Here is a 25,027-nt window from a genome sequence, read left to right as displayed (position 1 = left end):
TGCCCTCCCCCTTCAGGGATCCTGCCCGCCCCCCGTCGGGGCGACAACCACAGCGCTCACGGCCTTGCACTGAGCAGCGCCGCGCACCGCAACCGCAGGCTTCCGCCCTCGCCTCCTGGCCATGAACGACACCCTTCGCCAACAATTCGAACGCCTTGGTTTCCGTCTGGTCGAACTGGACAACACGCTCGCGGACGGCAGTGTCGCGGCCGACATGAAGCGCTACCGTGCGTTGACCCGCGAGCAGGCGGAGGTGTCGTCACTGGTGGAGCGCTACCGGCGTTACCAGCAGCGCGAGGCGGACCTGGCGGCAGCCCGGGAACTGCTGGACAGCGGGGACGCGGAGATGATCGCCATGGCCCGCGACGAGATCACCAGCGCTGAGGCCGACATTGCGGAGCTGGATCAGGCGCTGCAACTGGCGCTGATTCCGAAGGATCCGGATGACGAGCGCCCGGCCTTCCTGGAAATCCGGGCCGGTACCGGCGGGGATGAATCGGCGCTGTTCGCGGGCGACCTGGCCCGCATGTACATGCGCTTCGCCGAGACACAGGGCTGGAAGCATGAAGTGCTGTCCGCCAATGTGTCGGACCTGGGCGGCTACAAGGAACTGGTGCTGCGGCTGGAAGGCGACGGTGTGTATGGCCGGCTCAAGTTCGAGTCGGGCGGCCATCGGGTGCAGCGGGTGCCGGCCACGGAGTCGCAAGGTCGCATCCACACCAGCGCCTGTACGGTGGCGGTCATGGCCGAGCCGGACGAAGCGGAAGAGATTCAGCTGAATCCGGCCGATCTGCGCATCGACACCTTCCGGGCCAGTGGCGCTGGCGGACAGCACGTGAACAAGACCGACAGCGCGATCCGCATCACCCACCTCCCGACCGGGCTGGTGGCTGAATGCCAGGACGACCGCAGCCAGCACCGCAACAAGGCCAAGGCGATGTCCGTGCTGGCGGCCCGCCTGCGGGACAAGGACCGCAATGAACGGGCGGCCAAGGAAGCGGCGCAGCGCAAGAGCCTGATCGGCTCGGGCGACCGCAGCGACCGTATCCGCACCTACAACTTCCCCCAGGGGCGGCTGACCGATCACCGGATCAACCTCACGCTGTACAAGCTGGGCGCCATCATGGACGGGGACCTGGCCGACGTGATTCAAGGCTTGCAGCAGGCGCAGGCGGCCGAGCAGCTGGCGGCGCTGGAGGGGCGGTGATGGACATGCCCCTGACCGTCGCACAGGCGCTGCAACAAGCCATTCAGGCCGGGCTGCCGCGCGCAGAAGCTCAGTACCTGCTGCAGGCAGTGCTGAAGTGCGGGCGCAGCTGGCTGATCTCGCATGACACCGACCCGCTGACCCCGGCGCAGCTGGAACGCTTCCAGGACTGGCTGGTGAAGCGGCTGGATGAGGTACCGCTGGCGTACCTCGTTGGCGAGAAGGAGTTCTTCGGCTTGCGACTGGCGGTGACGCCCGACACCTTGATTCCCCGCCCGGACACGGAAGTGCTGGTGCAGTGGGCGCTGGAGCGGCTGGCTGGCCTGACCGCGCCGCGGGTGGTGGACATGGGGACCGGCAGCGGCGCGATTGCACTGGCCATCGCCGCCCAGCGTCCGGATGCGGCGGTGCATATGGTGGATGCCAGCGCCGGTGCCTTGAAAGTGGCCGTCGGCAATGCCGAGCGGCTGGGGTTGCCCGTCCAGGCCCATCTGGGCAGCTGGTTCGAACCGCTGTCGGGCCAGCCACCGTTCGATCTGATTGTCAGCAATCCACCCTATGTCGCCGGGAACGACGAGCATCTTCGTGCATTGCGTCACGAACCGCGCTCGGCACTCACGCCGGAAGGTAACGGACTCAGTGACCTTGGTCACTTGACGCAGCACGCGCCGGCGCTTCTCGTTCCGGGGGGCTGGCTGCTCCTGGAACATGGCTGGGATCAGGCGGAATCTGTGGCGTCGCTGCTGCATGAGCGGGGTTTTGGGGACGTGTCGCTTCGACGCGACCTGGGCGGCCAGCCGCGGGTCACCGGTGGGTGCTGGGCGGGTGCTCGGCGGGCCGACGGACGGTGAGTGCGGCTTGCGCGCCACAGGCTGAGGCGCCGGGGCAACAGTGGGCGCCATGGGCGGGACGCTGCGGCTTCGCCTGGCCGGCCAAAACTGCAACAGCCGATGAATCCCCTTTCAACTCGGGCTACACAAGCGCGGGACCACCGCGTAGCATGACTTCCATCGGAGCTTTGAATCCGGCCGACTGAGCGGGGATCCACCCCGTCGGTGATCGAGCTGGAGATCGGTTCCTGTATGGGAGACCTCCAATGCGCGCCGCACCTGTGCTCCTGCGCCTGGTTCTGGTCCTGGCCGGTATGACGTCGGCCGGTGCCGTCTGGGCCCAGCAGGGACTGCAACTCAAATCCAACGCCTACAGCGGCAGCCTGAGCCGAGCGTATGGGGGCCAGGGCTTTGGCGGCGGCGCCAGTCTGGATGACGGCAGCCCGGGCGGCTCCGGCAGCACGACCAGCCATTGGCAGGCGCGGGTGCAGATGAATCAGGCGCTGGACGATGCGGGCGGCAGTTATGACGCACGCAATGGCAGCCGCATTCTCAGCGCCAATCTGCTGGGTGACTATTACCTCACCGGTTCTGGCCTGGGTCAGGGCACGCGTGGAGGGCTGCGAGCGACGGGCGGCTTGCTGGTGGGGCCGTTGTCGCTGGTGCAGAGCAGCTCGGGGATGGCGCTGGGGCGGGGGGCGAGTTTGTCGCCTTATCTCTCCGTGGGGCAGCGCAGCCTGAGTTTGCTGACGGCGGCTGAGCGGGAGCCCAGTCTGTCGATGTCGTATGTGGGGCTGGGCTACACCAGCTATTCCCTCCGAGGGGGTTGGGGTTTCAGCGCCGACCTTGGCATGTTGGCGGGCGGTGCACCTGGCCTTCGGCTGGGGAACAGCGCGCCGCTGGATGACATGAGTCGGGATGTGCGGTTCAAGCCGGTCCTGCAGTTGGGCGTGAGCTACAGCTTCTGACGCCTGGTCGTCCGAGCGCTGCACGCTGCGCAATTCAGGGCTGATGGGTGGCCACACGCGTTGCCCGACGCCAGAACGCGCTCGTCGAAGTCAGCGGTTTCGAAGAATAAGCCGGACCGGGGCCCCTTTGCGTAAGTAAAGAAGGGAATGGCCGGCGTAGCCGGACAGGAATGACATGGAGCAAAGGGGCCCTGGGCCGGCGCCTTTCTGAGCGAAGTCATCGGTCGCCATCGGCAGCCCTACAAGCCAACCTGGCACGCGGCAAAAGGCGGTCAAGCACCCCCACCGCCACGGGACATGGCGCCTGCCCGATAATCCCCCTATCGAGCCCATGGGCCGCCCCCGGCCCTCCCGCATTCAAGAAAGGATTCCCCATGAGCGACGTTCAACAACGCATTGATGACCTGGTGAAGAACAATCGCGTCATGCTGTTCATGAAGGGCACCGCTCAGTTCCCGATGTGCGGCTTCTCCGGCCGCGCCATCCAGATCCTGAAGGCCAGCGGCGCCAGCGACCTCAAGACCTTCAACGTCCTTGAAGACGAAGCCGTCCGTCAAGGCATCAAGGAATACGCCAACTGGCCCACCATCCCCCAGCTCTACATCGGCGGTGAATTCGTCGGCGGTTCGGACATCATGATGGAGATGTACGAAAGCGGCGAACTGCAGCAACTGCTGACCAAGGCCTGATCCGCATGACCGCACCCGTCCGCCCCCGGCTTGTCGTCGGCATCACCGGCGCCACCGGAGCGGCGTACGGGCTGCAGCTGCTGCGTCGCGCCCGCGCCCTCGGCGCCGAAACCCATCTCATCCTGAGCCCCGCCGGCGTTCTGAACGCCCATCACGAGCTGGGCCTCAACCGCGATGCCCTCGAGCGCGAGGCCGACCGGTCCTACGCGCCCGGGGATGTCGGCGCCTGTGTCGCCAGCGGCAGCTTTTCCACCGCCGCGATGGTGGTCGCGCCCTGCTCCATGCGCACCCTGGCCGCCGTCGCTCACGGTCTCTCGGACAACCTCATGACCCGCGCGGCGGACGTCACTCTCAAGGAACGCCGCCGGCTGATCCTGATGGTGCGCGAGACGCCGTTCAACCTCGCCCACCTGCGCAACATGACCGCGGTGACCGAGATGGGCGGCATCATCTTCCCGCCACTGCCCGCGCTCTATCTCAAGCCTGCGTCCATCGACGAGATGGTGGCCGAGACGGTTGAGCGGGTGCTCGACCTGTGCCAGCTCCCCGGGGCGACGCCACAGGCCTGGCTGGGGCTCAAGCAAGGCTGATCGGTAAGGCTGATCGGGCGAGGCGCCCTGTCAGCGCCAACCGACTCAAGCTCACCAAATCACAGGCGGTTCAGCGGTTCAGCGGTTCAGCGGTTCAGCAGCTTAGTTGTTTAGCGGCCCAGTTCAGCCGTCAGCGAGCTCGCCGCCCCTGGGTCGCACGCACCTGCCTGGGCAATCACGCCGGCGGCAACCACCGCTTGCGGGCACCGAACACCAGGTCCGGATACTCCCGCTTTCCGCGACTGCCGTTGTAGCGCCCCAGCGCCAGGAACAGGTCACCGTTTTCCCGGTCCAGGTAGTGCCGCATGATCACGCAACCAAAGCGCAGGTTGGTCTGCATGTGAAAGAGCCGCGAGGCCTGACCGTCCCCGATCAGGCGCGTCCAGAACGGCATCACCTGCATGTAGCCCCGCGCGCCCGCCACACTGATGGCGTACTTGCGAAATCCGCTTTCCACCTGGATCAGCCCCAGCACCAGCGCCGGCTCCAGCCCCGCCCGGGTGCTCTCATACCAGACGGTCTCCAGAAACTCGATCCGCGTCTGCGCCTCCGCCTTCTGGCGCTTCAGCCGCTCACTCATCTCGCCCAGCCAGCGCAAATACACCAGCCGCGACTCGATGCCATCGAAATGCGGCTTCGGCGGCGCGTCGTAGGCGATCGCAGCCGACAGGGCGGAGCGCACCGCATCCGCCAGCGGCTCCTCCACCTGGGCACCCGCCCACGCAGGCGCGGGCAGACCGCCCAAACCAGCCGTCAGCACTGTGGCCCCAGCGCCCAGCAACAGGCGGCGGCGGGCCGGGCTGTCAGGCAGCCCGCCCTCCACATCGGCAGGCGCAGCGCCGCTCAGCGGCTGCAGAACCGATCGCAATCCAGACACGTTCTTCCTCAGGTTCAACGCAAGTTCAGCGGCAAGTCGATTGCAGTTCAATTGCAGTTCAAGGGCTGTTCATCGCCAGTTCCGTGGCAGTTCATCGCCAGTTCAACGGCAGCTCATCGGCCGTTCAGCGAGACAGCCACGCTTCCAGCGGCAGACGCCGCGAGCCCAGCAGATGCGACAGCAGCAGGCCGCCGCCCCAGTAGATCAGCGCCAGCAGCAGGGTCGCAGCGGTCCCCGGCTGCCAGGCCAGGCCCGCGCCACTGAACAGCAGCAGGCTCACGACCGAACTGCCAATGTAGATCGTCAACGTATGACGACCCATCGGCGCCAGCAGCCGCAGCCACCGCGGCCGACGATGCAACATCAGCACCAGCGCCGGTACGACGGCGCTGAGCAGCAACAGGGTGGGATAAAGATAACCGATCGCGTAGCGACTGCTGTCCCGAACATCGCCCACCGACAATCCAGGCCACAGGAACGTGACACAGGCCACGTTCAGCACCACCGCCGGCCAGCCCCAGCGACGCGCCCAGGCCGCCAGCGCCGGGCGCCAGCGCGGATGCGAAAACAACCGCAGCCGACCCGCCATCAGGCCCAGCGTCATCAGCAGCAGCGGCAGCGGCAAGCCCAGAATGACAAAGCTCACCAGCATGATCAGGTAGTGCGCCGCGTTCTGGATGACCCAGCTGGCCCATGACATCGGTGTGGTCAGCGGCAGGGAGGTGGGTGTGGTGACCGGCATCTGCGCCAGCACGACCGCCAGCAGCAGGATCAGCCCATTGAGCACCACGATGACCCGCAGCCGCACCCGCACCTCACTCAGCCGGCGCGCCATCCAGCCCAGCATCACCCAGCCGCAGACGGCGTAGGTGGTGAGGATGTCGCCCATGTAGATCAGGCAGCCATGCAGCAGACCGAGCACCGCCATGCGCTGCAGGCGTTGTTGCCGGTGCGGCAGCGCATCCACCGACCGCGCGCGGTGAGAGAGCGCCTGGCTGTAGCCAAAGAGGAATGCCAGCAGGCTGATGCCCTTGCCTGCCACCAGCGCATGCAGCAGGAAGGACAGCCCTTGCGCCAACGGAGAGTCCGCCGGTGCCGGCGGGCTCAGCGGCCCCATGTCCGGCAAGGCCGGATAACCGACCCAGTTGACGATCACCACCGGCATCAGCGCCAAGGCACGCAAGGCGTCGATCACCGCGATGCGGGGAGCCGATGAAGCGATGTGGCTCACAGGGTGGGCACGCCTTTTCGCTGATGACGCGGGACGCGACGTACGCGCTGCGGTTCACGCGAGGCGGCGCGGACGATGGCGTGATGAACACGCCGCTCCCCCGCCTCGCGCGCCATCACTTCAGGCGTTGCTGCAGATGCGGCACCACGTCGGCCAGCGCCAGCTTGGTGGCGGCGGCATCGCGACGGCCCTGGTACTCCACCTGGCCTTCCTTCAGTCCACGGTCGGAGATCACCACGCGGTGCGGCACCCCGATCAGCTCCCAGTCCGCGAACATCGCGCCCGGGCGCTCGCCGCGGTCGTCCAGCAGCACGTCCACGCCCAGGTCCATCAGGTCCTGATAGAGCTTGTGGGCGGCGGTCTTCACCTCTTCGCTGCGGTCCATGCCGATGGGGCACACCACCACGGTGAAGGGAGCAATCGCGTCCGGCCAGATGATGCCGCGCTCGTCATGGTTCTGCTCGATCGCAGCACCCAGGATGCGGGTCACGCCGATGCCGTAGCAGCCCATCTCCATCAGCTGCGGCTTGCCGTTTTCGTCGAGGTAGGTGGCATTCATCGCCGCCGAATACTTCGTGCCCAGATAGAACACGTGGCCGACTTCGATGCCGCGCTGGATGGCCAGCACGCCCTTGCCGTCCGGCGAGGGATCACCGGCGACGACGTTGCGGATGTCCGCCACCACGTCGGGCTCGGGCAGGTCACGGCCCCAGTTGACGCCGGTGTAGTGGGCGTTGACCTCATTGGCGCCGCAGACGAAATCCGCCATCAGGGCGACGGTACGGTCCGCCACCACCTTGACGCTGCCTTCGCCTTCCCGCTTGAGGCCGATCGGACCCAGATAACCAGGCTTGCAGCCGAAGTGCTGGTCGATCTCGGCGGCGGTCGCAAAGCGGAAACCGCCCTTGAGGCCTTCCAGCTTGCCGGCCTTCACTTCGTTCAGGTCGTGATCGCCCCGGACCAGCAGCAGCCAGACCTGGGACTTGACGATCTCGCCCGCTTCGTTCGTCTCGTCGGCAGCCAGCACCAGCGACTTGACCGTCTGCGTCAGCGGCAGCTTCAGCAGCTCGGCCACATCGGCGCAGGTGGACTTGCCGGGGGTCGGCGTCTTGGTCAACGCCTGCGACGCCGCGCCACGTTCGGACAGCAGCGGCAGCGCCTCAGCCAGCTCGATGTTGGCGGCGTAGGTACCTTCGGGGCTGTAGATGATGGCGTCTTCGCCGGTCTCGGCGATGACCTGGAACTCATGCGAACGGTCGCCGCCGATGGCACCGGTGTCGGCGGCCACGGCGCGGTATTCCAGACCCAGCCGCTCGAAGATGCGGCAGTAGGCCTGGTACATGTTCTCGTAGCTGCGGCCGGCGGATTCCACGTCACGGTCGAAGGAGTAGGCGTCCTTCATCGTGAATTCGCGGCCGCGCATCACGCCGAAGCGGGGGCGGCGCTCGTCCCGGAACTTCGTCTGGATGTGATAGAAGTTCTTGGGCAGCTGCTTGTAGCTGCGCAGCTCCTGACGGGCGATGTCGGTAATGACTTCTTCCGAGGTGGGCTGGATGATGAAGTCGCGACCATGGCGGTCCTTCACGCGCAGCAGCTCGGGGCCCATCTTCTCGAAGCGGCCGGTTTCCTGCCACAGCTCGGCGGGCTGGACCACCGGCATCAGCAGTTCCACCGCGCCGGCGCGGTTCATTTCCCCGCGGATGATGCCTTCGACCTTGCGGATCACCCGCAGCCCCATCGGCATGTAGTTGTACAGGCCAGCGCCCAGGCGCTTGATCATGCCGGCGCGCATCATCAGCTTGTGGCTGGCGATTTCCGCGTCAGCGGGGGCTTCCTTGAGGGTGGAAATGAAGAACTGGGATGCTTTCATGGGCCGTCGGCACGCGGGAAAAAAGAGCGGTGGGACTGAGGGTTAGCGACAATCGCCCCGGCTCTCGAGCCCGGTGCAATAATCGACTCAACGAATGATTTGAGGTGATTATGCTCGACCGTGAAGGCTTCCGGCCCAACGTCGGCATCATCCTGCTCAACCACAAGAACGAGGTGTTCTGGGGCAAGCGCATACGCACGCATTCTTGGCAGTTCCCCCAAGGGGGCATCAAGCATGGCGAAACGCCCGAGCAGGCGATGTTCAGAGAGCTGCATGAGGAAGTGGGCCTCACTGCAGACCATGTGCGCATCATTGCGCGCACGCGGGACTGGTTACGTTACGAAGTGCCAGACCATTTCATCCGGCGGGACGCACGGGGGCACTATCGCGGGCAAAAACAGATCTGGTTCCTGTTGCAGCTGACCGGCCGCGACAGTGACATGAACCTGCGCGCCACCGACCACCCCGAGTTCGACGCCTGGCGCTGGAACGAATACTGGGTGCCGCTGGAAGCCGTGATCGAGTTCAAACGCGGCGTCTACCAGATGGCGCTGACGGAATTGGCGCGCTTCCTGCCCCGGCTGAACCACCACAACCGCTACCTGCGGGCGGGCATGCGTCCGCCCCCGCGCGGCGATCGGCCGGAACGGCATGATCGCCACGAGGGCGGCGGGCGAGGACCGCCTGACGGGTTTGGCGGGTCGCATGACGAGGGCCATGGTCGGCATGATGTGCACGGGCACCACAGTGCGCCTGGGCATCACGACGTGCAGGCGCGGCATGACGCGCCGGAACACCGTGATGCCGCTGGAACCCACGATGCGAATAGCACCCGGGGCGATGCTGCCGCACGTGCGGCGGATGCGCATATGGAGACGCCTCAAAGGGCTGCGGCACGCGTCGAGCCTTCCCGTGTGGAAGCACCACGTGCAGAGGCGCATACCCCTTCGGCTGGCGCCGAGGATGCGCTGCTTCCCGTGGTGAGGCGGACGGAACCGCCCAACGACGACTGACGAAAATCAGCGATCGACCCTGCGCACTTTGCACTCGTAAAAAAACCCGCCAGTCCTGAAGACTCGGCGGGTTTTTTATTGGGCGCGCGCCGGATGTTCGGCGCGCAGTCCGCTGCTCAGCGCAACACCAGATTGTCCCGGTGGATCAGTTCCGGCTCTGCCGCATAGCCAATGGTCCGCTCGATGTCGAACGACGGCTTGCGGGCAATCAGGCGGGCTTCCGCGCTGGAATAGTTGGTCAGCCCGCGCGCCAGTTCGCGCCCCGCGGGATCCAGCACTGCGATGACGTCGCCACGATGGAAGTCCCCGACGACGTCCTGCACCCCGATGGGCAGCAGGCTCTTGCCTTCGTCCTTGAGCTTGATCGCTGCGCCGGCATCCACCCGGACCGAGCCGCGCAGCTGCAGGTGATCCACCATCCATTGCTTGCGCGCCGCGAGCTTGGCGGTGCTGGCGGTCAGCGCGGTGCCGATGGCTTCGCCATGGGCCAGGCGCAGCAGCACATCCGGCTCACGGCCCCAGGCGATGACGGTGGACGCGCCACTGCTGGCCGCCCGCTTGGCCGCGAGGATCTTGGTGATCATGCCGCCGCGGCCGATGCTGCTGCCTGCGCCGCCGGCCATGATTTCCAGCTCGGGCGTGCCCGCCACGGCCTGGTCGATGAATCGGGCGGTCGGGTCCTTGCGAGGGTCGGCGGAGTACAGGCCCTTCTGGTCGGTCAGGATGACCAGCGCATCGGCTTCCACCAGGTTGGCCACCAGCGCACCGAGGGTGTCGTTGTCGCCGAACTTGATTTCGTCGTTGACGACCGTGTCGTTCTCGTTGATCACCGGCAGCACGCGGTGCTGCAGCAGCGCCAGCAGGGTGGAGCGCGCGTTCAGGTAACGCTCACGGTCGGCCAGGTCGGCGTGGGTGAGCAGCACTTGGGCGCTGGTCAGGCCGTGCTCTCGCAGCTTGGTCTCGTACATCTGGGCCAGGCCCATCTGCCCGACCGCAGCGGCGGCCTGCAGCTCGTGCAGCTCTTTCGGCCGGGTGGACCAGCCCAGGCGCTTCATGCCCTCGGCGATGGCGCCGCTGGACACCATCACCACTTCACGGCCTTCCAGCGCCAGTTGCGCCAGCTGCCGGCACCAGTTGCCGATGGCCTCGGCATCCACGCCGCGGCCTTCGTTGGTCACCAGGCTAGAGCCAACCTTGACAACGATGCGCCGGGCGCCCTGGAGCACGCTGGTGGTCATGGTGCGGGATCGAAACGGGGATCGCGCTCGGGCGCCTTCTCCGCCTTTTCAGCTTTCTTGGCCTTGGCGCTCTTGGCTGCAGGTTTGGCGGTCGGCTTGGCGGCTGCCTTGGCCGCCGGTTTGGCGGCGGGCTTGGCGGCCGACTTCGTGGCGGCCTTGGCGGCAGGCTTGGCCGGTGCAGCATCGGCGGCGTCAACCTCCGCTTCCGCAGCAGCAGCGGCCTCCGCGGCCTTCGCCTCGGCGGCGGTTTCCTTCGCCAGCTTCAGCGCCTTGGCCTTCGCAGCGCGGGTGGCACGGGTTTCCTGGAAGGCCTTGGGCGCTTCCGGCACCGGCTCGTCAAAGCGCACGTCTGCATCTTCCGGCGGCGGGGCCTTGATGGCGGCCACGTGGTCGTAGATGCTGCGGATCAGCGTCTCGCAACCTTCACGCGTCAGCGCGGAGATCTCGAAGACGGGGCCCTTCCACTTGAAGCGCTTGATGAAGTCCTTCACCCGGGCTTCGCGCTCTTCGGCCGGCACCATGTCCAGCTTGTTCAACACCAGCCACCGCGGCTTCTCATAGAGGGTCTGGTCGTACTTCTGCAGTTCCTTGACGATGGCCTTGGCTTCCGCCACCGGATCCACATCAGGATTGAACGGCGCCAGGTCCACCACATGCAGCAGCACGCGGGTGCGCTGCAGGTGACGCAGGAACTGATGGCCCAGGCCCGCGCCTTCCGCCGCGCCTTCGATCAGGCCGGGGATGTCCGCGATGACGAAGCTCTTTTCCGGGCCCACGCGCACGACCCCCAGGTTGGGATAGAGCGTGGTGAAGGGATAGTCGGCGATCTTCGGACGGGCGTTGGACACCGCAGCGATCAGCGTGGACTTGCCGGCATTGGGCTGGCCCAGCAGGCCGACGTCCGCCAGCACGCGCAGCTCCAGCTTCACCTTCTTGACCTCGCCGGGCCAGCCGGGGGTCTTCTGGCGCGGGGCGCGGTTGGTGCTGGTCTTGAAGTGCAGGTTGCCGAAACCACCGTCACCGCCCTTGGCCAGCAGCACCGGCACGTCCGGCTCCAGCAGTTCGGCGATGACTTCGTCGGTTTCCAGGTCGCGCACGATGGTGCCGACCGGCATGCGCAGGATGATGTCCTCCGCGGCGGCGCCGAACTGGTCGGAACCGCGGCCCGCTTCGCCGTTGCGCGCTTCGTGGCGACGGGCGTAGCGGTAGTCGATCAGGGTGTTCAGGTTGCGGTCCGCGACTGCGAACACGCTACCGCCGCGGCCGCCATCGCCGCCGTCCGGCCCGCCGAAGGGGATGAACTTCTCGCGACGGAAACTCGCGCAGCCTGCGCCGCCATTGCCGGCGGCGATGTCGATGGTGGCTTCGTCAACGAATTTCATGGATGGCCTTCTGTCCCGCAGCGGAACAATCGTAATTCATGGTCCGGCGCTCCCGCGCGGCCCGAGGTTTCACGAATCACGCAAGGCGCATTCGTGAGAAAAACAAAAGCCCCGGGCAATGCCGGGGCTCTGGCGTTGCGCAGGCCGGGACAAGCCCGGCGGCTGCGCATCAGGAACTCAACAACAGATTCAGACCGGCGTAACGACGACGGTGGAACGGTTGTTTTCGCCCTTGACGGTGAAGGACACTTCGCCGTCGATCAGAGCGAACAGCGTGTGGTCCTTGCCCATGCCCACGTTGGTGCCAGCGTGGAACTTGGTGCCACGTTGACGGACGATGATGGAGCCAGCCGACACGGCTTGACCGCCATACACCTTCACACCCAGCATCTTGGGCTTGGAATCGCGGCCATTTCGTGTTGAGCCGCCGCCTTTTTTCTGTGCCATGGATTACTCCTTAATGGTTGCGTGGATCAGCCGAGGGCTCAGCCGTTGACCGCGCTGATTTCCAGCTCGGTGTAGGTCTGGCGATGGCCTTGGCTCTTCTTGTAGTGCTTGCGACGACGCAGCTTGAAGATACGCACTTTGTCGTGCTTGCCATGCGCCACCACGGTGGCCTTCACGCTTGCGCCAGCAACCAAGGGAGTCCCGATCTTCAGGTCAGCGCCGTTACCCACGGCGAGCACCTGCTCGATCACGATCTCTTGGCCAACTTCCGCAGCAATCTGTTCTACCTTGATCTTCTCGCCAGCAGCAACCTTGTATTGCTTGCCACCGGTTTTTATGACCGCGTACATATCAGCCCTTTCAACATACAGCTTTGACTTCACTCAGCCTCCCCTGTGGAGGCCGGCGCTCCCAGGCGCTTGGAACTGCTGCAACTGACATGTGCACATGCACAGGTCGATGCGGCGCCAAGGTCACTGGTACTTTTTCTTCGCCAAAGACAACACTTCCGCTAAAAGCGCGGAAGCCGCAGATCCTAGCACAAGGGCTTTCCCGCAGGCAAGCCAAAAGCCCTGCGGGGGCGGCAGGGCGGGGGTTTCAGGGGAATCGTGCCGGGGCGCGGCGGCCCTTCGGGAGACGGTGGGGATCATTCCAGCGCAGGGTTCGGTCAGCCGCCGGGATCGCGGTCCGGATTGCGGCCGTGCACTTCATCACGGATCGGCGCCGCGACGACCCTTCCCCTCGCCGCCCTCGCCCTACCCTCGCCTTCCAGTCGCCTCGGGCTGCCACCGGCTCCGTGGACACCGACCCAAGCCTTACAGCCGCTTCAAACCATTCAGCCCTACCGAGTCTTTCCTGGTGCTGACAAGACCCGGCCCCTGAGCGGGGACTGTGGGGGTCCCATCAAGAAGCGTGCGAGAAACCGCCCAGCTCCCACGGGGAGGCGGCCGACCTTTCTATAATCGCCACTTCCCCCTTTTGTGAGCCAAGAGTGCAGCCCATTGCCTCTACCCCTGTTGCCGAGGTTCTCGCTGCGCTGAATGCGCAGATGGAAGAAGTGGACGCGGTCATTGCGCGCCGCCTGTCTTCCGACGTTGCCCTGATCAACCAGATCTCTGCCTACATCATCCATGCGGGTGGCAAGCGCATGCGGCCCAAGCTGGTGCTGATGTTTGCCAATGCGCTGGGGGCGGACAGCCCGGCCAGCCGCGAGCTGGCGGCGGTGGTGGAGTTCATCCACACCGCCACGCTGCTGCATGACGACGTGGTGGACGAATCCGAACTGCGCCGCGGCAAACAGACGGCCAACGCGATGTTCGGCAACGCCGCCAGCGTGCTCGTGGGCGACTTCCTCTATTCCCGCGCCTTCCAGATGATGGTGTCGGTGAACCGCATGCGGGTGCTGGAAGTGCTGGCGGACGCGACCAACGTGATCGCGGAAGGGGAAGTGCTGCAGCTGATGAACATGCATGACCCGGATGTGGCGGTGGACAGCTACTTGCGAGTCATCCGCTACAAGACGGCCAAGCTGTTTGAAGCCAGCGCGCGCCTGGGCGCGGTGCTGGCCGATGCGCCGACGGCACTGGAAGATGCCTGCGCCGGCTATGGCCGCGCACTGGGCACGGCGTTCCAGCTGATCGACGATGCGCTGGACTATGAAGGCAGCAGCGAATCGCTGGGCAAGAACGTGGGCGACGACCTGCGCGAGGGCAAGCCGACGCTGCCGCTGCTGATCGCCATGGAGCGTGGCACCGAGCAGGAACGGGCGCTGATCCGCCATGCCATCGAGCATGGCGAGGTGGAGCGACTGAAGGACATCGTGGCCATCGTGCGCCGCACCGGGGCCCTGGAAGCGACCCGGGATGCAGCGCGGGCGGAGATCGAACACGCGAAAGAATGTTTGTCTCACTTGCCTCTTAACAAGTGGCGAGAAAGTCTGCTAGAATTTGCGGCTCAGTCGGTAGAGAGAAGTTCTTGAAGCGATGAATCGGTTTAAGACAACTCAAGCGGATTGAGACAAAAGCTGTTGGCTTGTGAGGCAGGTTCGGGACGAAGCAGTACCGGGTTGGCTGAATGAGAGACAGGCACCATCGGGGTGTAGCTTAGCCTGGTAGAGCGCTACGTTCGGGACGTAGAGGCCGGAGGTTCGAATCCTCTCACCCCGACCAGGAATTTTTCAGGAAAGCCCAAGTGCGAGAGTGCTTGGGCTTTTTTGCGTTTGGGGTTTGACCGGCCCGCTCCGCCGTACAAACATGACGTCAATCCGGGTTGAAGGTTACTCGACCTCTTTACCTGAACTAGGGGCAGCGAGCTCATGCTTTGATGATGCAGCCCAAACTCCGCCGGGGAATTCTCCAGCTTGATGTGCGGGCACATCTCATGGCAGCCCTGCGTAAGCGTCCGGTCATGCCGGGAGACGCCGCTTACCCGCGTGGCGGCAGAGGGTGCGCGTCAAAGAACTGCTTCACGGCTCTCATGCCGGTGAGCCGCTCTTGCTTCCTTGCTCGGCGCTCACATTCGATCTTCTGAGCCACCTCTTCTTCCGTCAGTCCCTCGAAGAAGGACAGTCTGTAGTTCGAGCTCTCGAAGATGAAGATTCCGTCGATGCTGTCTGGCGGATTTGCGCAGTCCTCACGCATCACCAGTTGTACGTCCTCAGGCACAAGGTGCATGAACGATTCCGGTGCGTGTTTGGCAGCGAGAGGAATGAGTAACGAAGCGGTGCCCCAAAGACTACCGCCGATGTCAAGCACTGCGCGAACGTGCTCTTGGAGATCAATTTCCTGGCTCATTGGGGCGATGTTACGCCGCCGTCCCCGCAGTGGAAGTGGTCGGTCTTCGCGCCTGCCAACGGTGCGGCAGCAGCTCGCATATTCGGCTCGCCGGCTGCAGCGGCAACCGCTCCAGCACGTCGCACAGGTACGCGTAGGGGTCATGCCCGTTGATGCGGGCCGAGTGCAGTAGGCTCATTGCCGCCGCGGCCCGTTTGCCTGCGCGCAGGCTCCCAACAAACAGCCAGTTCGAGCGCCCAAGTGCAATCGGCCGGATCTGGTTTTCGACCCAATTGTTGTCGATGGGCAGTTCCCCGTCATCGAGGTAGCGCGCCAGCGCCGCCCATCGTCGTCGGCTGTAGTCGATCGCCTTGGCCGTCGCTGAGCCGTCCGGCACCTTCTGCCGCTGCTCGTCGAGCCATTGCTTGAGCGCATCGGCCACCGGTTTCGCCTTCTCCTGCCGCATCGCCTTTCGCGCCTCGATGTCGAGGCTCGCGCCATCGCGCTCGACGTCGTACAGCGCCTGGAAGAACTTCAGCGCCTGCTCGCCCACCTTGCTCTGGTGGTTGGCCCAGAGTTCGTGGAATTTCCTGCGCGCGTGGGCCATGCAGCCCACCTCGGTCACGCCCAGCTCGAAGCAGGCCTTGTAGCCGCTGAAGTCGTCCACCACCAGGCTACCCTTCCAGCCCGCATCGGTGCCCAGGCGCAGGAAGTCGCGCGCGTTCTGCCCGCCGCGCGTCTCGGCGAAGTCGAAGACGACGGCTTTGATGCTGTGGAACTGCGTGGTGCACCAGCTCCACATGTAGGCCCGGTGCGTCTTGCCCTTGCCGGGCTTGAGCATCGGCACCGGCGTCTCGTCGGCGTGCAGCACCGGTGCCTCCAGCAACTCGGCGGTTAGCGCGTCCACAAGCGGCTGCAGTTGCACGCCGCATTCGCCTACCCATTGCGCGAGCGTCGAGCGCGCGATGGCCAGGCCGGCGCGTTCAAAGACCGCCTCTTGTCGGTACAGCGGCAGGTGGTCGAGGAATTTTGCGACCAGCACTTGCGCAAGTAACCGCGAGGTCGGGATGCCCTTGTCGATAATGTGCGGGGCCACGGGTTCCTGCACCAGCGTCTCGCACTCGGCGCACACCCACTTGCCGCGGATGTGGCGCTCGACGGTGAAGACGCCGGGCACGTAGTCGAGTTTCTCACTGACGTCTTCGCCGATGCGTTTCATCGCGCAGCCGCACTTGCATGTCGTGCTGGCCGGCTCATGGCGAATCTCGCGTCGCGGCAGGTGCGCAGGCAGCGGCGCGCGCTTGGGTTGCCGCTTCTCGCCCACGGCCTTCTTGGGCTGAGCTTGCTCGATCTCGCGTGCCAGTGCAGCCAGGTCTTCGTCGCAAGTCTCGTCAAGCAGGCTGCGTTGTTCGGCCGTGAAGGCCTCAGACTTCGCCGCGAACTTCAGCCGCTTGATGATGGCGTTCTCGTGCGTAAGCTTCTCGATGGTTGTCTGCTTGAACAGCAACTCGGCGCGCATCTGGTGCACGACCTCCTGCAACTGCGCGTTGCTCAGCGAGGAGAGGTCTTCGGGTGCGTTCACGGGGAGGTATCGTGCCGCACCCGAGGTCGCTACGCATCGGCAGCAATGCCAATGGCGCTACAGCGTCGTGATGACTCCGGCCTCGCCGACGCCCTTCCAGGGCAGGCCCAGTACCAGGGCATCGAGCTGCGCTCGCGTGAGGGCCATCGTGGGCGCAGCATCGCGCGGCCAAGCGAACTTGCCCGCATTCAGGCGCCGGGCCGCGAGCCAGACGCCGATGCCGTCGTGCACGATGGCCTTCATGCGGTTTGCACGGCGGTTCGCGAAGAGGTAGGCGTGGTGCGGTCGGGCTGATCCGAAGACGTTCACGACGCGGGTGAGAGCGGCCTCCGTGCCTACGCGCATGTCCAGCGGCTCTACGCAGAGCCAGATCGCGTCGATGCGGATCAACGCAGGATCTCGCGCAGCCAGGTAGCGCAGTCGCTCATCGCCGAGGCCGGCCAATTCACGACGACGCTCACCGGGCCGCGTTGCAGTTCAATGCGGATGTCTGCCCGCGTCGGCCGTTCAAGCTCCAGAGGCATGAAGGTCGCAGCGACCGTCCGAGCAGTCGCTTCCGTCTGCGCGAGACGCCGCCAGCGATGCACGAGGTTGGCATTGAGGCCGTGGGCCAGCGCGATGCGTGCGACTGATGCACCCGGCTTGCCGCACTCCTCCAGAACTTGTCGCTTCAGGTCGTCGTCGTGGTGTCGGCGCGTAGCGCGCTTAGCGTCTTCCATGGTGTCCACTTAGGTTCTTGGTGGACACCATCGTCGGCGGCCGGCCGACGGTTCTCAAGATGGGATCGCCGGACGCTTACAGCCCTGCCGCCGAGCCGCATTCTTCGGGCCGGCCCGCGGCAAGTTCACAAACCAGTGCTCGCTTAAGCACTTGTCGTAGAACTTGCCATTGAAGCTCTCGATGTTGCCGCTATGAATGGGGGCCCCTGCTCTACCAGGCTTCAACCCCAAGGGCGCTTACGACGCTCAACCAGTCCGGCAGCGCCGTGTTTAGGCCACATTGAACACGCACTGAGCGGACACCCTCTCACACGCGCTGCCATCAAACCGCGCGATGTCGGTCACCCCAACACTCCAAAGAACGCCATCCACCTGGTCCACCCGCCATGCGTCCTAACCGTCAAGCCTCTGCGGCGGTCACCGCACACTTTCTGTGCCGCTTCACTCACACTTCTTCGTGTACCAATCCGCCGAACTCTCGGAAATCAGCTTGACCCGCCGCTCAGCCCCGCGGCCCAGCAGACAGAACTTCGCGTAATAGCCGCGGGTCGGATCTGAACGATCAGACGGCCGCACATTGAGGCTGACGTAATAAGCGCGGGTCTCCGACAACTCGATGGCCGGACTCGCCCCGATCCCATCAAACGCCTGGCCATAAGCAATGCAGGACACGGAGGACACCGGAACGCCGCCGCCGTCCATCTCCCACAGCTTCGCCGTCCACATCTTGCGCCCTGACGGGTCGGCATCATCGATGACGGACAGCCCTTGAATGCGGGCCGCCGGATCGCGCTTCGCGTTCTTCGCCGGCACTGCAAAACACGGGCGACCATCTTCCAGCAGCGTGACCTCTGCAGTCCCCATGCCGGACAGCGCCCAGCAAGGCGACATCGCGGTAACGGCCACTCCAAGGACGAGCGCGGTCTTACGGAAGGTTTTCACGATTGGCCGGGTCCTTGAGGAACTCACTGAGGACCTCTTCATAGAGCGGAATGTCCTTGATGTGGTTGGGCTGGGCGGATTCGCCGGGCTCATTGAGATGCTTCAACACGAAGTAGTCCGCCAGGATGTTGCCCTGCGCCTCCATGTTGTAGTCGCTGAGTTTCCGGCCGGTCTTCAACTCATATTCGTAAGAGAGCCCGATGCGGATCGCGCCGCGCAACATCACCCAATAGCCGAGTTGATGCTGCCACACATGCGTCATCTCATGCATGAACCACCACTTCTGACCGGCCGGTTCTTTGGAGAAGTCTTCCTTGAACCTGTCGGGGTTGAAGTACATCTCGCCATTGGGCGTCATAGCGCAGTCGTCCGGCTGCAGGCCGAAGGGCAGGAACTCTTCCCGGTGCACCCACACCTGGCTGTAGTCGAGCGCGTCTTTGAACATCAGGCGGCTCATCTCGATTTCGCCGGGGGTCATGCGCCGTTTCCCGTCCACCTGCGTTCGCGGCGGCTCCAGAGCGGCAGCGGCAGTGGTCGCCGTGGTGGCGTGTTCAATACGCGCCGAAGTTTGCAGGCGCAGTTGCATTGGTGTGCCCCACTCATCCGGTTCGGACAGCATGCGCCGGTGCGGATCCCTCTCAAACACAGACGCGAAACTGCTGCGGCGCGCATCGGTTCCCAAGGGGCCCGGGGTGACGAAAAGACACATAACAACCTCGTTGGATGCGGGGTTGACGCTTCAGCGACGCGTGCCGACCACGCACCGGCAACCGTCAACCAAAGCCACCCTTCCCTGGGCGCTGCCTCAGTCTAACGGCACCGCCTGAGCATTCCCTTGGACCTAAGTCATGTTGCCTACCGGCTACCGCAAGGGCAAGGTGACTACACGATCGGCGGTTTGCTGGACGGGGATGTGGCGAGAACTGCCCGTCATCTCCCCAAGCTTCCCTGCGCAGACGGAGCAGCACGCTCGTCCCCTCTAGCAAGAAATGGTTTGTTGGGCCATGGGTTACGCACGAGTGTGCTGAACCAGGTCCAACAACGAATTTCACTTGGGTGGCTGACTGGTTCAGGGGGCGGGGAGGCCCTCAATTGCTGGTGGTACGCTTGACGCAGATCAAACGTAAAGGCGCGGGGGGCGCAATGGCAGTCACTCAAGGGCATGGGAATCCCAAGTGGACTCGGGACGAGACATTGCTCGCGCTCAATCTGTATCAACGCCTCCGCGGCCAAGTGCCTGGATCGAATGACTCCGAGGTCATCGCCTTGTCCCAACGACTGCGAGCACTCCCGGTCCATCAAGGAGCCGCAAAGCGGGATAGCTTCAGAAATCCGGACGGCGTTGCCTTCAAATTGCAGAACATCCGGCAGGTCGCTACAGGGCGAGGGCTAGGCAATGTGTCGGCGCTCGATAAGGCGATCTGGCAGGAATTTGGAGAGAGACCGGAGCTCGTGCAACGCCTCGTCGACGCCATCGGGGCAGCAGTTGAGCGCGGCGAAGCCGATGAGATGAACGTGGCCGCGATCGATGATGACGAGGTATTCGCTGAGGGGCGTGTGCTGACGGCCTTACATCGCACACGCGAGCGCAACCGCAAGGTGCGTGGTCTTCTACTGGACGAGCGTCAGCAAACCGGCACGTTGCACTGTGATTGCTGTGGCGCCGGTCCGAAGGCGTCGAACTTAGAACTGGCGCTTGCTGGGTTTGAAGCCCACCACGTCACTCCGCTTGCTGAATCGACATCCGGCGGCACTCGCTTAACTGATCTAGCCCTACTTTGTGCCACTTGTCATCGCTTGATCCATCGCGCAATGCACGTCCACAAACGGTGGATCGGGGTCGCCGAGTTGAAGGCTTTTATCGAAAGTCCAGCTTGAGGCGCCGATTGGCCTTCAATGCTGCCATGCCAACGCTCTTGCCTTCTTGATAAGCGCTATCTGGACAATCTTCTTGCGCTTCTCAACTTTGCTCAGCGCGCGTTGTCATGCCAGCAGCGCAAGCCCCTGCACCCAGTGTTTGTGCTGCGCCTCCATCCCCCTGAAAACCTTCTCTGAAACCTTCTTCGGGAAGTCTTCAGGGAGTAGAGCCTGAACGGCATCAATGGCCGCCTCCACACGTTCCATCATGGCGCACATGTCCTCCCACACGCCCTCAACCCCCGACTGAATCGCACCCGCATGCCAATGCCGCACCTGGATTGAATTGAGTTGGTAATGGGCATTCTTCCCACGCAGCGCCATCGCCAGTTTGGCTCTTGGCCAAGCCACTTGATTGGGACCTTTCCCCACGACAGGCCAGACTGAAAGGACGTCGTACAGAGGCGTCATTCGGTATTGCGCGTTCGGCAGCAGGAAGAGCGAGAAGTTCTTCGCATGCCCATCCGTGGCAGCAAGCAGCCAAAACGCCAGTTGCGCGCGCAGAAACCGCGACACATCTTCTTTTGCATTTTGACTCCGTCGGAGCACCTGGGTGAACTGAGTCATGCTCGGGCCGCCATCGCTCTCATATTTCGCGGAGGATGGCAAACCCAAGGTCTGGCAGAAGTCCTCCTGAGGAATGCGTGCGATCCAGCGCTCACCTTGGGCCGTTGTGGCCCACGCCCGGTCGAAGCGCTCCACGGCCAGTGCTCGCTGGTCCCCGAAGCGCACCATCTCAGCAGAAGCAACGGGGAGGCCCAAAGCACGCAGCAACTGGGCGCATAGCCATTCATTCTCGACCGAATGCGTCAGGTCCAGACGACGGCCACCCACAAGGCCCAACGGAAGCTTGAGGATGTGGGTGGTCGGAGTCGCGCCGAGCGGTTTGCACCACTGATTCTCTAGGCGCAGCAAGGCGGTCTTTTCCTGTGCACCTGCAATGGAGATCCGGAAGTCAGCGAGGTCTTCGGGGCCCCCAAGCCCAGGCGTGCTGACAACGCCACGCAGGTGCGCCTCCACATCGCGCTCGGTCATCGGCTGAGCATCAATCCGATCGAACCCGGTCGGTTCGACGCCGGCGGGCATGAGTTGGACCGCGCCAACACAGTCTCGTCCAATCGCTTGCAGGAGGTCAAACGCCTCCACGGAACTCGTCCGGAAGCGATTGGCCACCCGTCGCCGGATCTCAATATCGTCAGGGAGCAGGTTGTCGAAGTAGTGGGCCACGACATCCCCGCTTGTTGTCCGACCAGGCGTCATCGGCATGGACAGGGACAAGGGGCGCGTTCGCGGTGACGTCAGCCAGGTCGATTCATACACAAACCGATGGGTGTTGTTGCGCCCACGATGCCAGACGCCGACGAGTTCCCCGTTCATCCAAACCCATAGCTCGTTATCTCCGCTAGGCATCGTGCTTTCCTGAATCTGACGTGTTTACCACTGCCCTTGCGGCAGGCTGCCAGCCCCGCCGTCCGATTCGGAGTTGGCGGACTTTGTGGCGTCCTGGGTCAGCTTGGGAGTTGCGTCCGGACTGACGTCGCCGGGGGTGTGCCGAATGAGCAGTCCCGCATTGAGGACCGAAAGGATGTGGAGCAGTTGCTCAACGCTGATGACCCCGGGTTTTGCTTCGATATCAGCGACTCGTGACTGTCCAATGCCCAGTCGCTGCGCAAGCTGGGCCTGGGTGAGGCCTTGCGCTTTCCTGAGCGATCGGAGGTAGGGCTGAAGCTGGCTGGCCAGCACGACTGGATAGTCCATGCCTCATCTTATCGCCCAAGGGCGATATTTGCAATTTATCGCCCAAAAGTGATATCTGCAACATATCTCCCAGAGGCGATATTCCAGATCATTGCCTCACAACACCCGAAACGCCAGCACCGCCACCAGCGTCGGCGGCAACGCCGCCACCAGCAGCCCCAGCGGATTGACCGTCTGATCCTCAAACCGCCCGCGCAGGATCGCCACCCCGGCCGGATTCGGCGCATTCGCAATCACCGTCAAACCGCCGCCCGTCACCGCACCGGCGACCAGCGCCAGCTTAAATTCCTCACTCAACCCCGGCACCAGTGAGCCGAGGTAAGTCAGCGCCGCGTTATCGGTGATCGCCGTCAGCGCGGTCGCGCCGAAGTACACCGCATCAGCATCCATCGCCAACAGCACTGGCTGCAGCCACCACTGCTGCTGCCCGCCCAGCACCACCAGCCCGGCGAGGAAGAACGCCACCAGCAGGGCCTCACGCAGGATCAGCCGGTCGTGGTGCGCGCTGTAGGCCGTCGCAAAGCCCATGAAGAACAGGAACAGCCCCATGAACACCGCAGGGTGGTGGGCGAACACTACGACGCCGACCAGGAACAGCAACTGCACAACGATGATGCTCATCGGCACCTTCGCCGATCGCCCCTCCGGCGCACCAGCACCAGCGGCATCCCCCGGCTCCCGCCCCATGTGCCCCAATTCCTTCCGGAACAGCAACGCCGCCGACGCCGCATTCACACTCACCGCCACCGCCGCCTTCCATCCGAAGTGCGTCAGCATGTAGCTCACATCCCAACCCCAGGCGCTGGCCACCATCAACACCGGCGGCGCAGCAAACGGCGTCAGCGTTCCGCCGATGGACACGTTGACAAACAGCACGCCCACCGTCGTGTACATCAGCTTGCGGCTCACCGGCTGGGAGAACAGCGTGTCGCGCAGCATGAGCGCCGCCAGCGTCATCGCGGCCGGCTCGGTGATGAACGACCCCAGCAGCGGCACCAGCGCCAGCACCATGAAATACATCGCCATGCCCCGCGGCAGCGGCGTGAAGCTCGCGGCCAGACGCACCATGGAGCCCGCCAGTTGCAGGATCGGCCGTGTCCCCGCGATCACCATGATGGCGAAGACGAACATCGGCTCGGTGAAATTGCGGGTGTCGAGGTAGTGGGTGGCGCTGGCCTTGCCTTCGATGCCGAACATGAACAGCATCAGCACCATGGCCCAGAAGCCAAAGACGATTTCCACCTCACCCAGCAGGTGCCACAGACCCGCATGACGCGGCTGCGAATGCGCCAGGCGCTCGAAGAATTTGGTGGAGAAGGTGTGGATCAGGGCGACCGCAAAGAGTGCGGCGCCCACCAGCTGGATGGTGGTGGGGTTCATCAGTGCAGGGAAGCAGGCAGAAAAAGACCCGCGAGGCGCCCCTGCCATTCGCGTCAACCTGCTCAGGGAGGATTCCCTGCAGCACCCAGCGCGCGATTTTAACGGCACCTCTCAGCGACTCCGGCCAGCGGATGCGAACGCCGCCCGCTCCCGGACTGGATCCCTGGGCGAGTCGATCACTCGCCCCCTGCCGCGCTCGATCTCTCGATCAGTTCTTCATTCGCATCATCCAGTCGCCTCACCCAGCCTCATCAACCGGCCGCATCAACCGGCCGCATCACCCAGCGGAATCACCCGGCTGAATCACCCAGCCGATCCCCGCCGGCTCCGCCTCCGCCAGCAAGGCCGCAGACACAACCACGCGCCGCCGCTCACCGCCGGCACCAGCGGCACCGACGGCCGTCATCGGCTGCCCCGACACCATCCCCACCCGCCTGACCTGCGCCATCAGCGCTTCCCAGGTACCGTCGCCTGCTCCCACCCATTCCGCCAGCGTCCGACTCCGCAGCGTCCCTTCATCGGTCTGTCCCGCCAACGCCATGAACGCAGGCCCGGCCAGACGCACCGTGCCATCCGCTTTGGTGATCACCAATGCATCCGCCGTGGACTCCACAAAGCTCGCCATCCGCGAAAGCGCCACCGCCTCATCGGCCTCCCGCTCCACACCGCCCTCCCTCACCCGCATCAGCAACTGCCGCCGCCCCTCCACCGACAGCGGCGCCGCCGCCATCTCCCATAGCTTCCCAGCGTCCCCGCCCAAACCGCGCCTTGCCACTGCTCTTCCACCGCTGCGCACCGCCACCAGCAGCTCCAGCACATCGCTCCGCAGCCCTTCGGCCAGACCATCCGTCAACGGCTGATGCAGCATCTCCGCCAGCGTCCGCCCCGTGACCTCCGCGCAGGCTTCATTCGCCTGCAGCACCATCAGGCTGGCCGCGTCCAGCACCATCACCGCATCGTGTGCCACTTGATGGAGCTGCTTGTACCGGCTCTGCACCTGCCGATACCGCCAGTAGTGGCGCTCCATCTCCTGCTGCACTTCCACGAAGCGCTGCTGCATCGCCGTCACGGCACCGAGGTCGCGACCCACCGCCAGCACAGGCCCGAGCGGCCCCAGCCGGATCGCCGACCATGCCACCGGCACCTGCCCGCCCTGCGGCAACGGATGCATCAGCTCCCGTCCATGCGTCACCGCACCGGACCGGTCCACATCCGCCAGCAACGCACTGAGCTTGGCCTGGCTGCCCGCACACACCGTGTCGGCCCACCGGCGTCCCACCCAGGACGCGCAGCCCGCCACCGGCACCGAAGCGCCCTCCTCCACCGCCAGGATCACGCCCTGGGCATCCACCACGATGGCGAGGTCACCCACCACACGCGCGAGCGTGATCGCCAGCTCATGCGCCAGCGAGGCGAACGCACTGAGGTCGGGTTCGGAGGGGCTGGTCACCGTCACGGCTCCAGGTCGATGGGATGAGGGGCCGACGCCGCACAAGACGGCGTCGGGGCTTGTGGCGATTCATCCTGTACCGGGCCGCTCTGATGGCAACCCTCCCCAACCGCGCACCCGGCCGGCCGCCCGCCTCTTCGACGGACGAGCACCGGCCGAAGCGTGG

24 protein-coding genes, 1 tRNA gene and 2 pseudogenes are annotated in these 25,027 nt (G+C 64.7%); 9 read left to right on the top strand and 18 right to left on the bottom strand.

Annotated features, from left to right (window positions below):
- Nucleotides 1-121: 121 nt before the first annotated feature.
- The 5 genes from prfA to FHS28_RS15950 all read left to right on the top strand — a co-directional run bounded on the left by prfA (nt 122) and on the right by FHS28_RS15950 (nt 4,284).
- Complete coding sequence (gene prfA, locus FHS28_RS15970; protein WP_088452203.1) at nt 122-1,207, top strand: peptide chain release factor 1; 1,086 nt, start codon at nt 122-124, stop codon at nt 1,205-1,207.
- Nucleotides 1,207-2,058, top strand: a complete 852-nt coding sequence (gene prmC, locus FHS28_RS15965; protein WP_184295002.1) for a peptide chain release factor N(5)-glutamine methyltransferase — start codon at nt 1,207-1,209, stop codon at nt 2,056-2,058. The genes prfA and prmC overlap by 1 nt, the downstream gene beginning before the upstream one ends.
- Before the next feature lie 245 nt (nt 2,059-2,303).
- Nucleotides 2,304-3,005 (top strand): hypothetical protein, encoded by a 702-nt coding sequence (locus FHS28_RS15960; RefSeq protein WP_088452201.1) that lies wholly within the window; start codon nt 2,304-2,306, stop codon nt 3,003-3,005.
- 374 nt (nt 3,006-3,379) lie between these two features.
- A complete protein-coding gene (grxD, locus tag FHS28_RS15955) occupies nt 3,380-3,694 on the top strand; it encodes a Grx4 family monothiol glutaredoxin (RefSeq protein ID WP_088452199.1) in 315 nt (104 codons plus the stop codon).
- A gap of 5 nt (nt 3,695-3,699) precedes the next feature.
- A complete protein-coding gene (locus FHS28_RS15950) occupies nt 3,700-4,284 on the top strand; it encodes a UbiX family flavin prenyltransferase (RefSeq protein ID WP_088452197.1) in 585 nt (194 codons plus the stop codon).
- 175 nt (nt 4,285-4,459) lie between these two features.
- Here FHS28_RS15950 and FHS28_RS15945 read toward each other — a convergent pair whose 3' ends face one another.
- From FHS28_RS15945 to FHS28_RS15935, 3 genes are all read right to left on the bottom strand, one after another.
- Entirely contained in the window at nt 4,460-5,062 is a 603-nt protein-coding gene (locus tag FHS28_RS15945; RefSeq protein WP_246410235.1) for a lytic transglycosylase domain-containing protein, read from the bottom strand.
- A gap of 223 nt (nt 5,063-5,285) precedes the next feature.
- Entirely contained in the window at nt 5,286-6,392 is a 1,107-nt protein-coding gene (locus FHS28_RS24670; RefSeq protein ID WP_184294999.1) for a DUF418 domain-containing protein, read from the bottom strand.
- 115 nt (nt 6,393-6,507) lie between these two features.
- Nucleotides 6,508-8,262, bottom strand: a complete 1,755-nt coding sequence (locus FHS28_RS15935) for a proline--tRNA ligase (protein ID WP_088452193.1) — start codon at nt 8,260-8,262, stop codon at nt 6,508-6,510.
- Nucleotides 8,263-8,372: 110 nt separating this feature from the next.
- Between FHS28_RS15935 and FHS28_RS15930 the strand changes: the two are divergent.
- A pseudogene (locus tag FHS28_RS15930) lies at nt 8,373-9,020 on the top strand (RNA pyrophosphohydrolase); the annotation flags it as partial.
- 371 nt (nt 9,021-9,391) lie between these two features.
- Here the strand turns inward: FHS28_RS15930 and proB are convergent.
- The 4 genes and pseudogenes from proB to rplU form a co-directional block, all read right to left on the bottom strand.
- Entirely contained in the window at nt 9,392-10,513 is a 1,122-nt protein-coding gene (gene proB, locus FHS28_RS15925; protein WP_088452191.1) for a glutamate 5-kinase, read from the bottom strand.
- Between the two features lie 320 nt (nt 10,514-10,833).
- A pseudogene (gene cgtA / locus FHS28_RS15920) lies at nt 10,834-11,895 on the bottom strand (Obg family GTPase CgtA); the annotation flags it as partial.
- 189 nt (nt 11,896-12,084) lie between these two features.
- Nucleotides 12,085-12,342 carry a 50S ribosomal protein L27 gene (rpmA, locus tag FHS28_RS15915; RefSeq protein ID WP_058934001.1) on the bottom strand — a complete coding sequence of 86 codons (258 nt, stop codon included), beginning with the start codon at nt 12,340-12,342 and terminating at the stop codon, nt 12,085-12,087.
- A 38-nt stretch (nt 12,343-12,380) separates the two neighbouring features.
- A complete protein-coding gene (rplU, locus tag FHS28_RS15910; RefSeq protein ID WP_088452187.1) occupies nt 12,381-12,692 on the bottom strand; it encodes a 50S ribosomal protein L21 in 312 nt (103 codons plus the stop codon).
- A gap of 698 nt (nt 12,693-13,390) precedes the next feature.
- Here rplU and FHS28_RS15905 point away from each other — a divergent pair.
- Nucleotides 13,391-14,320, top strand: coding sequence for a polyprenyl synthetase family protein (locus tag FHS28_RS15905; RefSeq protein WP_088452185.1), 930 nt, complete (start codon nt 13,391-13,393; stop codon nt 14,318-14,320).
- A gap of 113 nt (nt 14,321-14,433) precedes the next feature.
- Nucleotides 14,434-14,510, top strand: a tRNA-Pro gene (locus FHS28_RS15900).
- Between the two features lie 255 nt (nt 14,511-14,765).
- On the opposite strand, the gene FHS28_RS15895 is transcribed toward FHS28_RS15900, so the two are convergent.
- From FHS28_RS15895 to FHS28_RS15865, 7 genes are all read right to left on the bottom strand, one after another.
- Complete coding sequence (locus tag FHS28_RS15895; protein ID WP_088452183.1) at nt 14,766-15,134, bottom strand: hypothetical protein; 369 nt, start codon at nt 15,132-15,134, stop codon at nt 14,766-14,768.
- Nucleotides 15,135-15,144: 10 nt separating this feature from the next.
- On the bottom strand, nt 15,145-16,632 hold the full coding sequence (tnpC, locus tag FHS28_RS15890; protein WP_246410229.1) for an IS66 family transposase: 1,488 nt from the start codon (nt 16,630-16,632) through the stop codon (nt 15,145-15,147).
- A gap of 120 nt (nt 16,633-16,752) precedes the next feature.
- Complete coding sequence (gene tnpB / locus FHS28_RS15885) at nt 16,753-17,085, bottom strand: IS66 family insertion sequence element accessory protein TnpB (protein ID WP_088452179.1); 333 nt, start codon at nt 17,083-17,085, stop codon at nt 16,753-16,755.
- The gene (gene tnpA / locus FHS28_RS15880) at nt 17,082-17,414 is read right to left on the bottom strand and encodes an IS66-like element accessory protein TnpA (RefSeq protein WP_088452177.1); all 333 of its coding nucleotides are present in this window, start codon (nt 17,412-17,414) and stop codon (nt 17,082-17,084) included. Before tnpA ends, tnpB begins: the two co-directional genes overlap by 4 nt.
- A 54-nt stretch (nt 17,415-17,468) precedes the next feature.
- The gene (locus FHS28_RS24255) at nt 17,469-17,639 is read right to left on the bottom strand and encodes an integrase core domain-containing protein (protein ID WP_375140768.1); all 171 of its coding nucleotides are present in this window, start codon (nt 17,637-17,639) and stop codon (nt 17,469-17,471) included.
- Between the two features lie 216 nt (nt 17,640-17,855).
- Nucleotides 17,856-18,356: a hypothetical protein gene (locus tag FHS28_RS15870; RefSeq protein WP_184294993.1), complete on the bottom strand. Its 501-nt coding sequence runs from the start codon at nt 18,354-18,356 to the stop codon at nt 17,856-17,858.
- Nucleotides 18,340-18,975 carry a Rhs element Vgr protein gene (locus tag FHS28_RS15865; RefSeq protein ID WP_246410165.1) on the bottom strand — a complete coding sequence of 212 codons (636 nt, stop codon included), beginning with the start codon at nt 18,973-18,975 and terminating at the stop codon, nt 18,340-18,342. Before FHS28_RS15865 ends, FHS28_RS15870 begins: the two co-directional genes overlap by 17 nt.
- A gap of 488 nt (nt 18,976-19,463) precedes the next feature.
- Between FHS28_RS15865 and FHS28_RS15860 the strand changes: the two genes are divergently transcribed.
- Nucleotides 19,464-20,234 carry an HNH endonuclease gene (locus FHS28_RS15860; RefSeq protein WP_221194000.1) on the top strand — a complete coding sequence of 257 codons (771 nt, stop codon included), beginning with the start codon at nt 19,464-19,466 and terminating at the stop codon, nt 20,232-20,234.
- Nucleotides 20,235-20,339: 105 nt separating this feature from the next.
- On the opposite strand, the gene FHS28_RS15855 is transcribed toward FHS28_RS15860, so the two are convergent.
- The 4 genes from FHS28_RS15855 to FHS28_RS24665 all read right to left on the bottom strand — a co-directional run bounded on the left by FHS28_RS15855 (nt 20,340) and on the right by FHS28_RS24665 (nt 24,861).
- The gene (locus FHS28_RS15855; protein WP_088452382.1) at nt 20,340-21,650 is read right to left on the bottom strand and encodes a type II toxin-antitoxin system HipA family toxin; all 1,311 of its coding nucleotides are present in this window, start codon (nt 21,648-21,650) and stop codon (nt 20,340-20,342) included.
- Between the two features lie 57 nt (nt 21,651-21,707).
- Nucleotides 21,708-22,031, bottom strand: a complete 324-nt coding sequence (locus tag FHS28_RS15850; RefSeq protein WP_088452169.1) for a helix-turn-helix domain-containing protein — start codon at nt 22,029-22,031, stop codon at nt 21,708-21,710.
- Between the two features lie 96 nt (nt 22,032-22,127).
- Nucleotides 22,128-23,411: a putative Na+/H+ antiporter gene (locus FHS28_RS15845; protein ID WP_088452167.1), complete on the bottom strand. Its 1,284-nt coding sequence runs from the start codon at nt 23,409-23,411 to the stop codon at nt 22,128-22,130.
- Nucleotides 23,412-23,688: 277 nt separating this feature from the next.
- Nucleotides 23,689-24,861, bottom strand: coding sequence for a PAS domain-containing protein (locus tag FHS28_RS24665; RefSeq protein ID WP_184294990.1), 1,173 nt, complete (start codon nt 24,859-24,861; stop codon nt 23,689-23,691).
- Nucleotides 24,862-25,027 lie beyond the last annotated feature (166 nt).

Source organism: Roseateles terrae, assembly GCF_014192155.1.
GTDB classification, from domain to species: Bacteria; Pseudomonadota; Gammaproteobacteria; order Burkholderiales; family Burkholderiaceae_C; genus Roseateles; species Roseateles terrae.
This window is presented reverse-complemented; position numbering and strand designations above follow the sequence as displayed.

Excerpts from the sequence above, each read along its gene's own strand:
- prfA (WP_088452203.1), top strand. The coding sequence starts at position 122 with ATGAACGACACCCTTCGCCAACAATTCGAACGCCTTGGTTTCCGTCTG.
- prmC (WP_184295002.1), top strand. The coding sequence starts at position 1,207 with ATGGACATGCCCCTGACCGTCGCACAGGCGCTGCAACAAGCCATTCAG.
- FHS28_RS15960 (WP_088452201.1), top strand. The coding sequence starts at position 2,304 with ATGCGCGCCGCACCTGTGCTCCTGCGCCTGGTTCTGGTCCTGGCCGGT.
- grxD (WP_088452199.1), top strand. The coding sequence starts at position 3,380 with ATGAGCGACGTTCAACAACGCATTGATGACCTGGTGAAGAACAATCGC.
- FHS28_RS15950 (WP_088452197.1), top strand. The coding sequence starts at position 3,700 with ATGACCGCACCCGTCCGCCCCCGGCTTGTCGTCGGCATCACCGGCGCC.
- FHS28_RS15935 (WP_088452193.1), bottom strand. The coding sequence starts at position 8,262 with ATGAAAGCATCCCAGTTCTTCATTTCCACCCTCAAGGAAGCCCCCGCT.
- proB (WP_088452191.1), bottom strand. The coding sequence starts at position 10,513 with ATGACCACCAGCGTGCTCCAGGGCGCCCGGCGCATCGTTGTCAAGGTT.
- rpmA (WP_058934001.1), bottom strand. The coding sequence starts at position 12,342 with ATGGCACAGAAAAAAGGCGGCGGCTCAACACGAAATGGCCGCGATTCC.
- rplU (WP_088452187.1), bottom strand. The coding sequence starts at position 12,692 with ATGTACGCGGTCATAAAAACCGGTGGCAAGCAATACAAGGTTGCTGCT.
- FHS28_RS15905 (WP_088452185.1), top strand. The coding sequence starts at position 13,391 with ATGGAAGAAGTGGACGCGGTCATTGCGCGCCGCCTGTCTTCCGACGTT.
- FHS28_RS15895 (WP_088452183.1), bottom strand. The coding sequence starts at position 15,134 with ATGAGCCAGGAAATTGATCTCCAAGAGCACGTTCGCGCAGTGCTTGAC.
- tnpC (WP_246410229.1), bottom strand. The coding sequence starts at position 16,632 with ATGCGCGCCGAGTTGCTGTTCAAGCAGACAACCATCGAGAAGCTTACG.
- tnpA (WP_088452177.1), bottom strand. The coding sequence starts at position 17,414 with ATGGAAGACGCTAAGCGCGCTACGCGCCGACACCACGACGACGACCTG.
- FHS28_RS15865 (WP_246410165.1), bottom strand. The coding sequence starts at position 18,975 with ATGCTGTCCGAACCGGATGAGTGGGGCACACCAATGCAACTGCGCCTG.
- FHS28_RS15855 (WP_088452382.1), bottom strand. The coding sequence starts at position 21,650 with ATGAACGGGGAACTCGTCGGCGTCTGGCATCGTGGGCGCAACAACACC.
- FHS28_RS15850 (WP_088452169.1), bottom strand. The coding sequence starts at position 22,031 with ATGGACTATCCAGTCGTGCTGGCCAGCCAGCTTCAGCCCTACCTCCGA.
- FHS28_RS15845 (WP_088452167.1), bottom strand. The coding sequence starts at position 23,411 with ATGAACCCCACCACCATCCAGCTGGTGGGCGCCGCACTCTTTGCGGTC.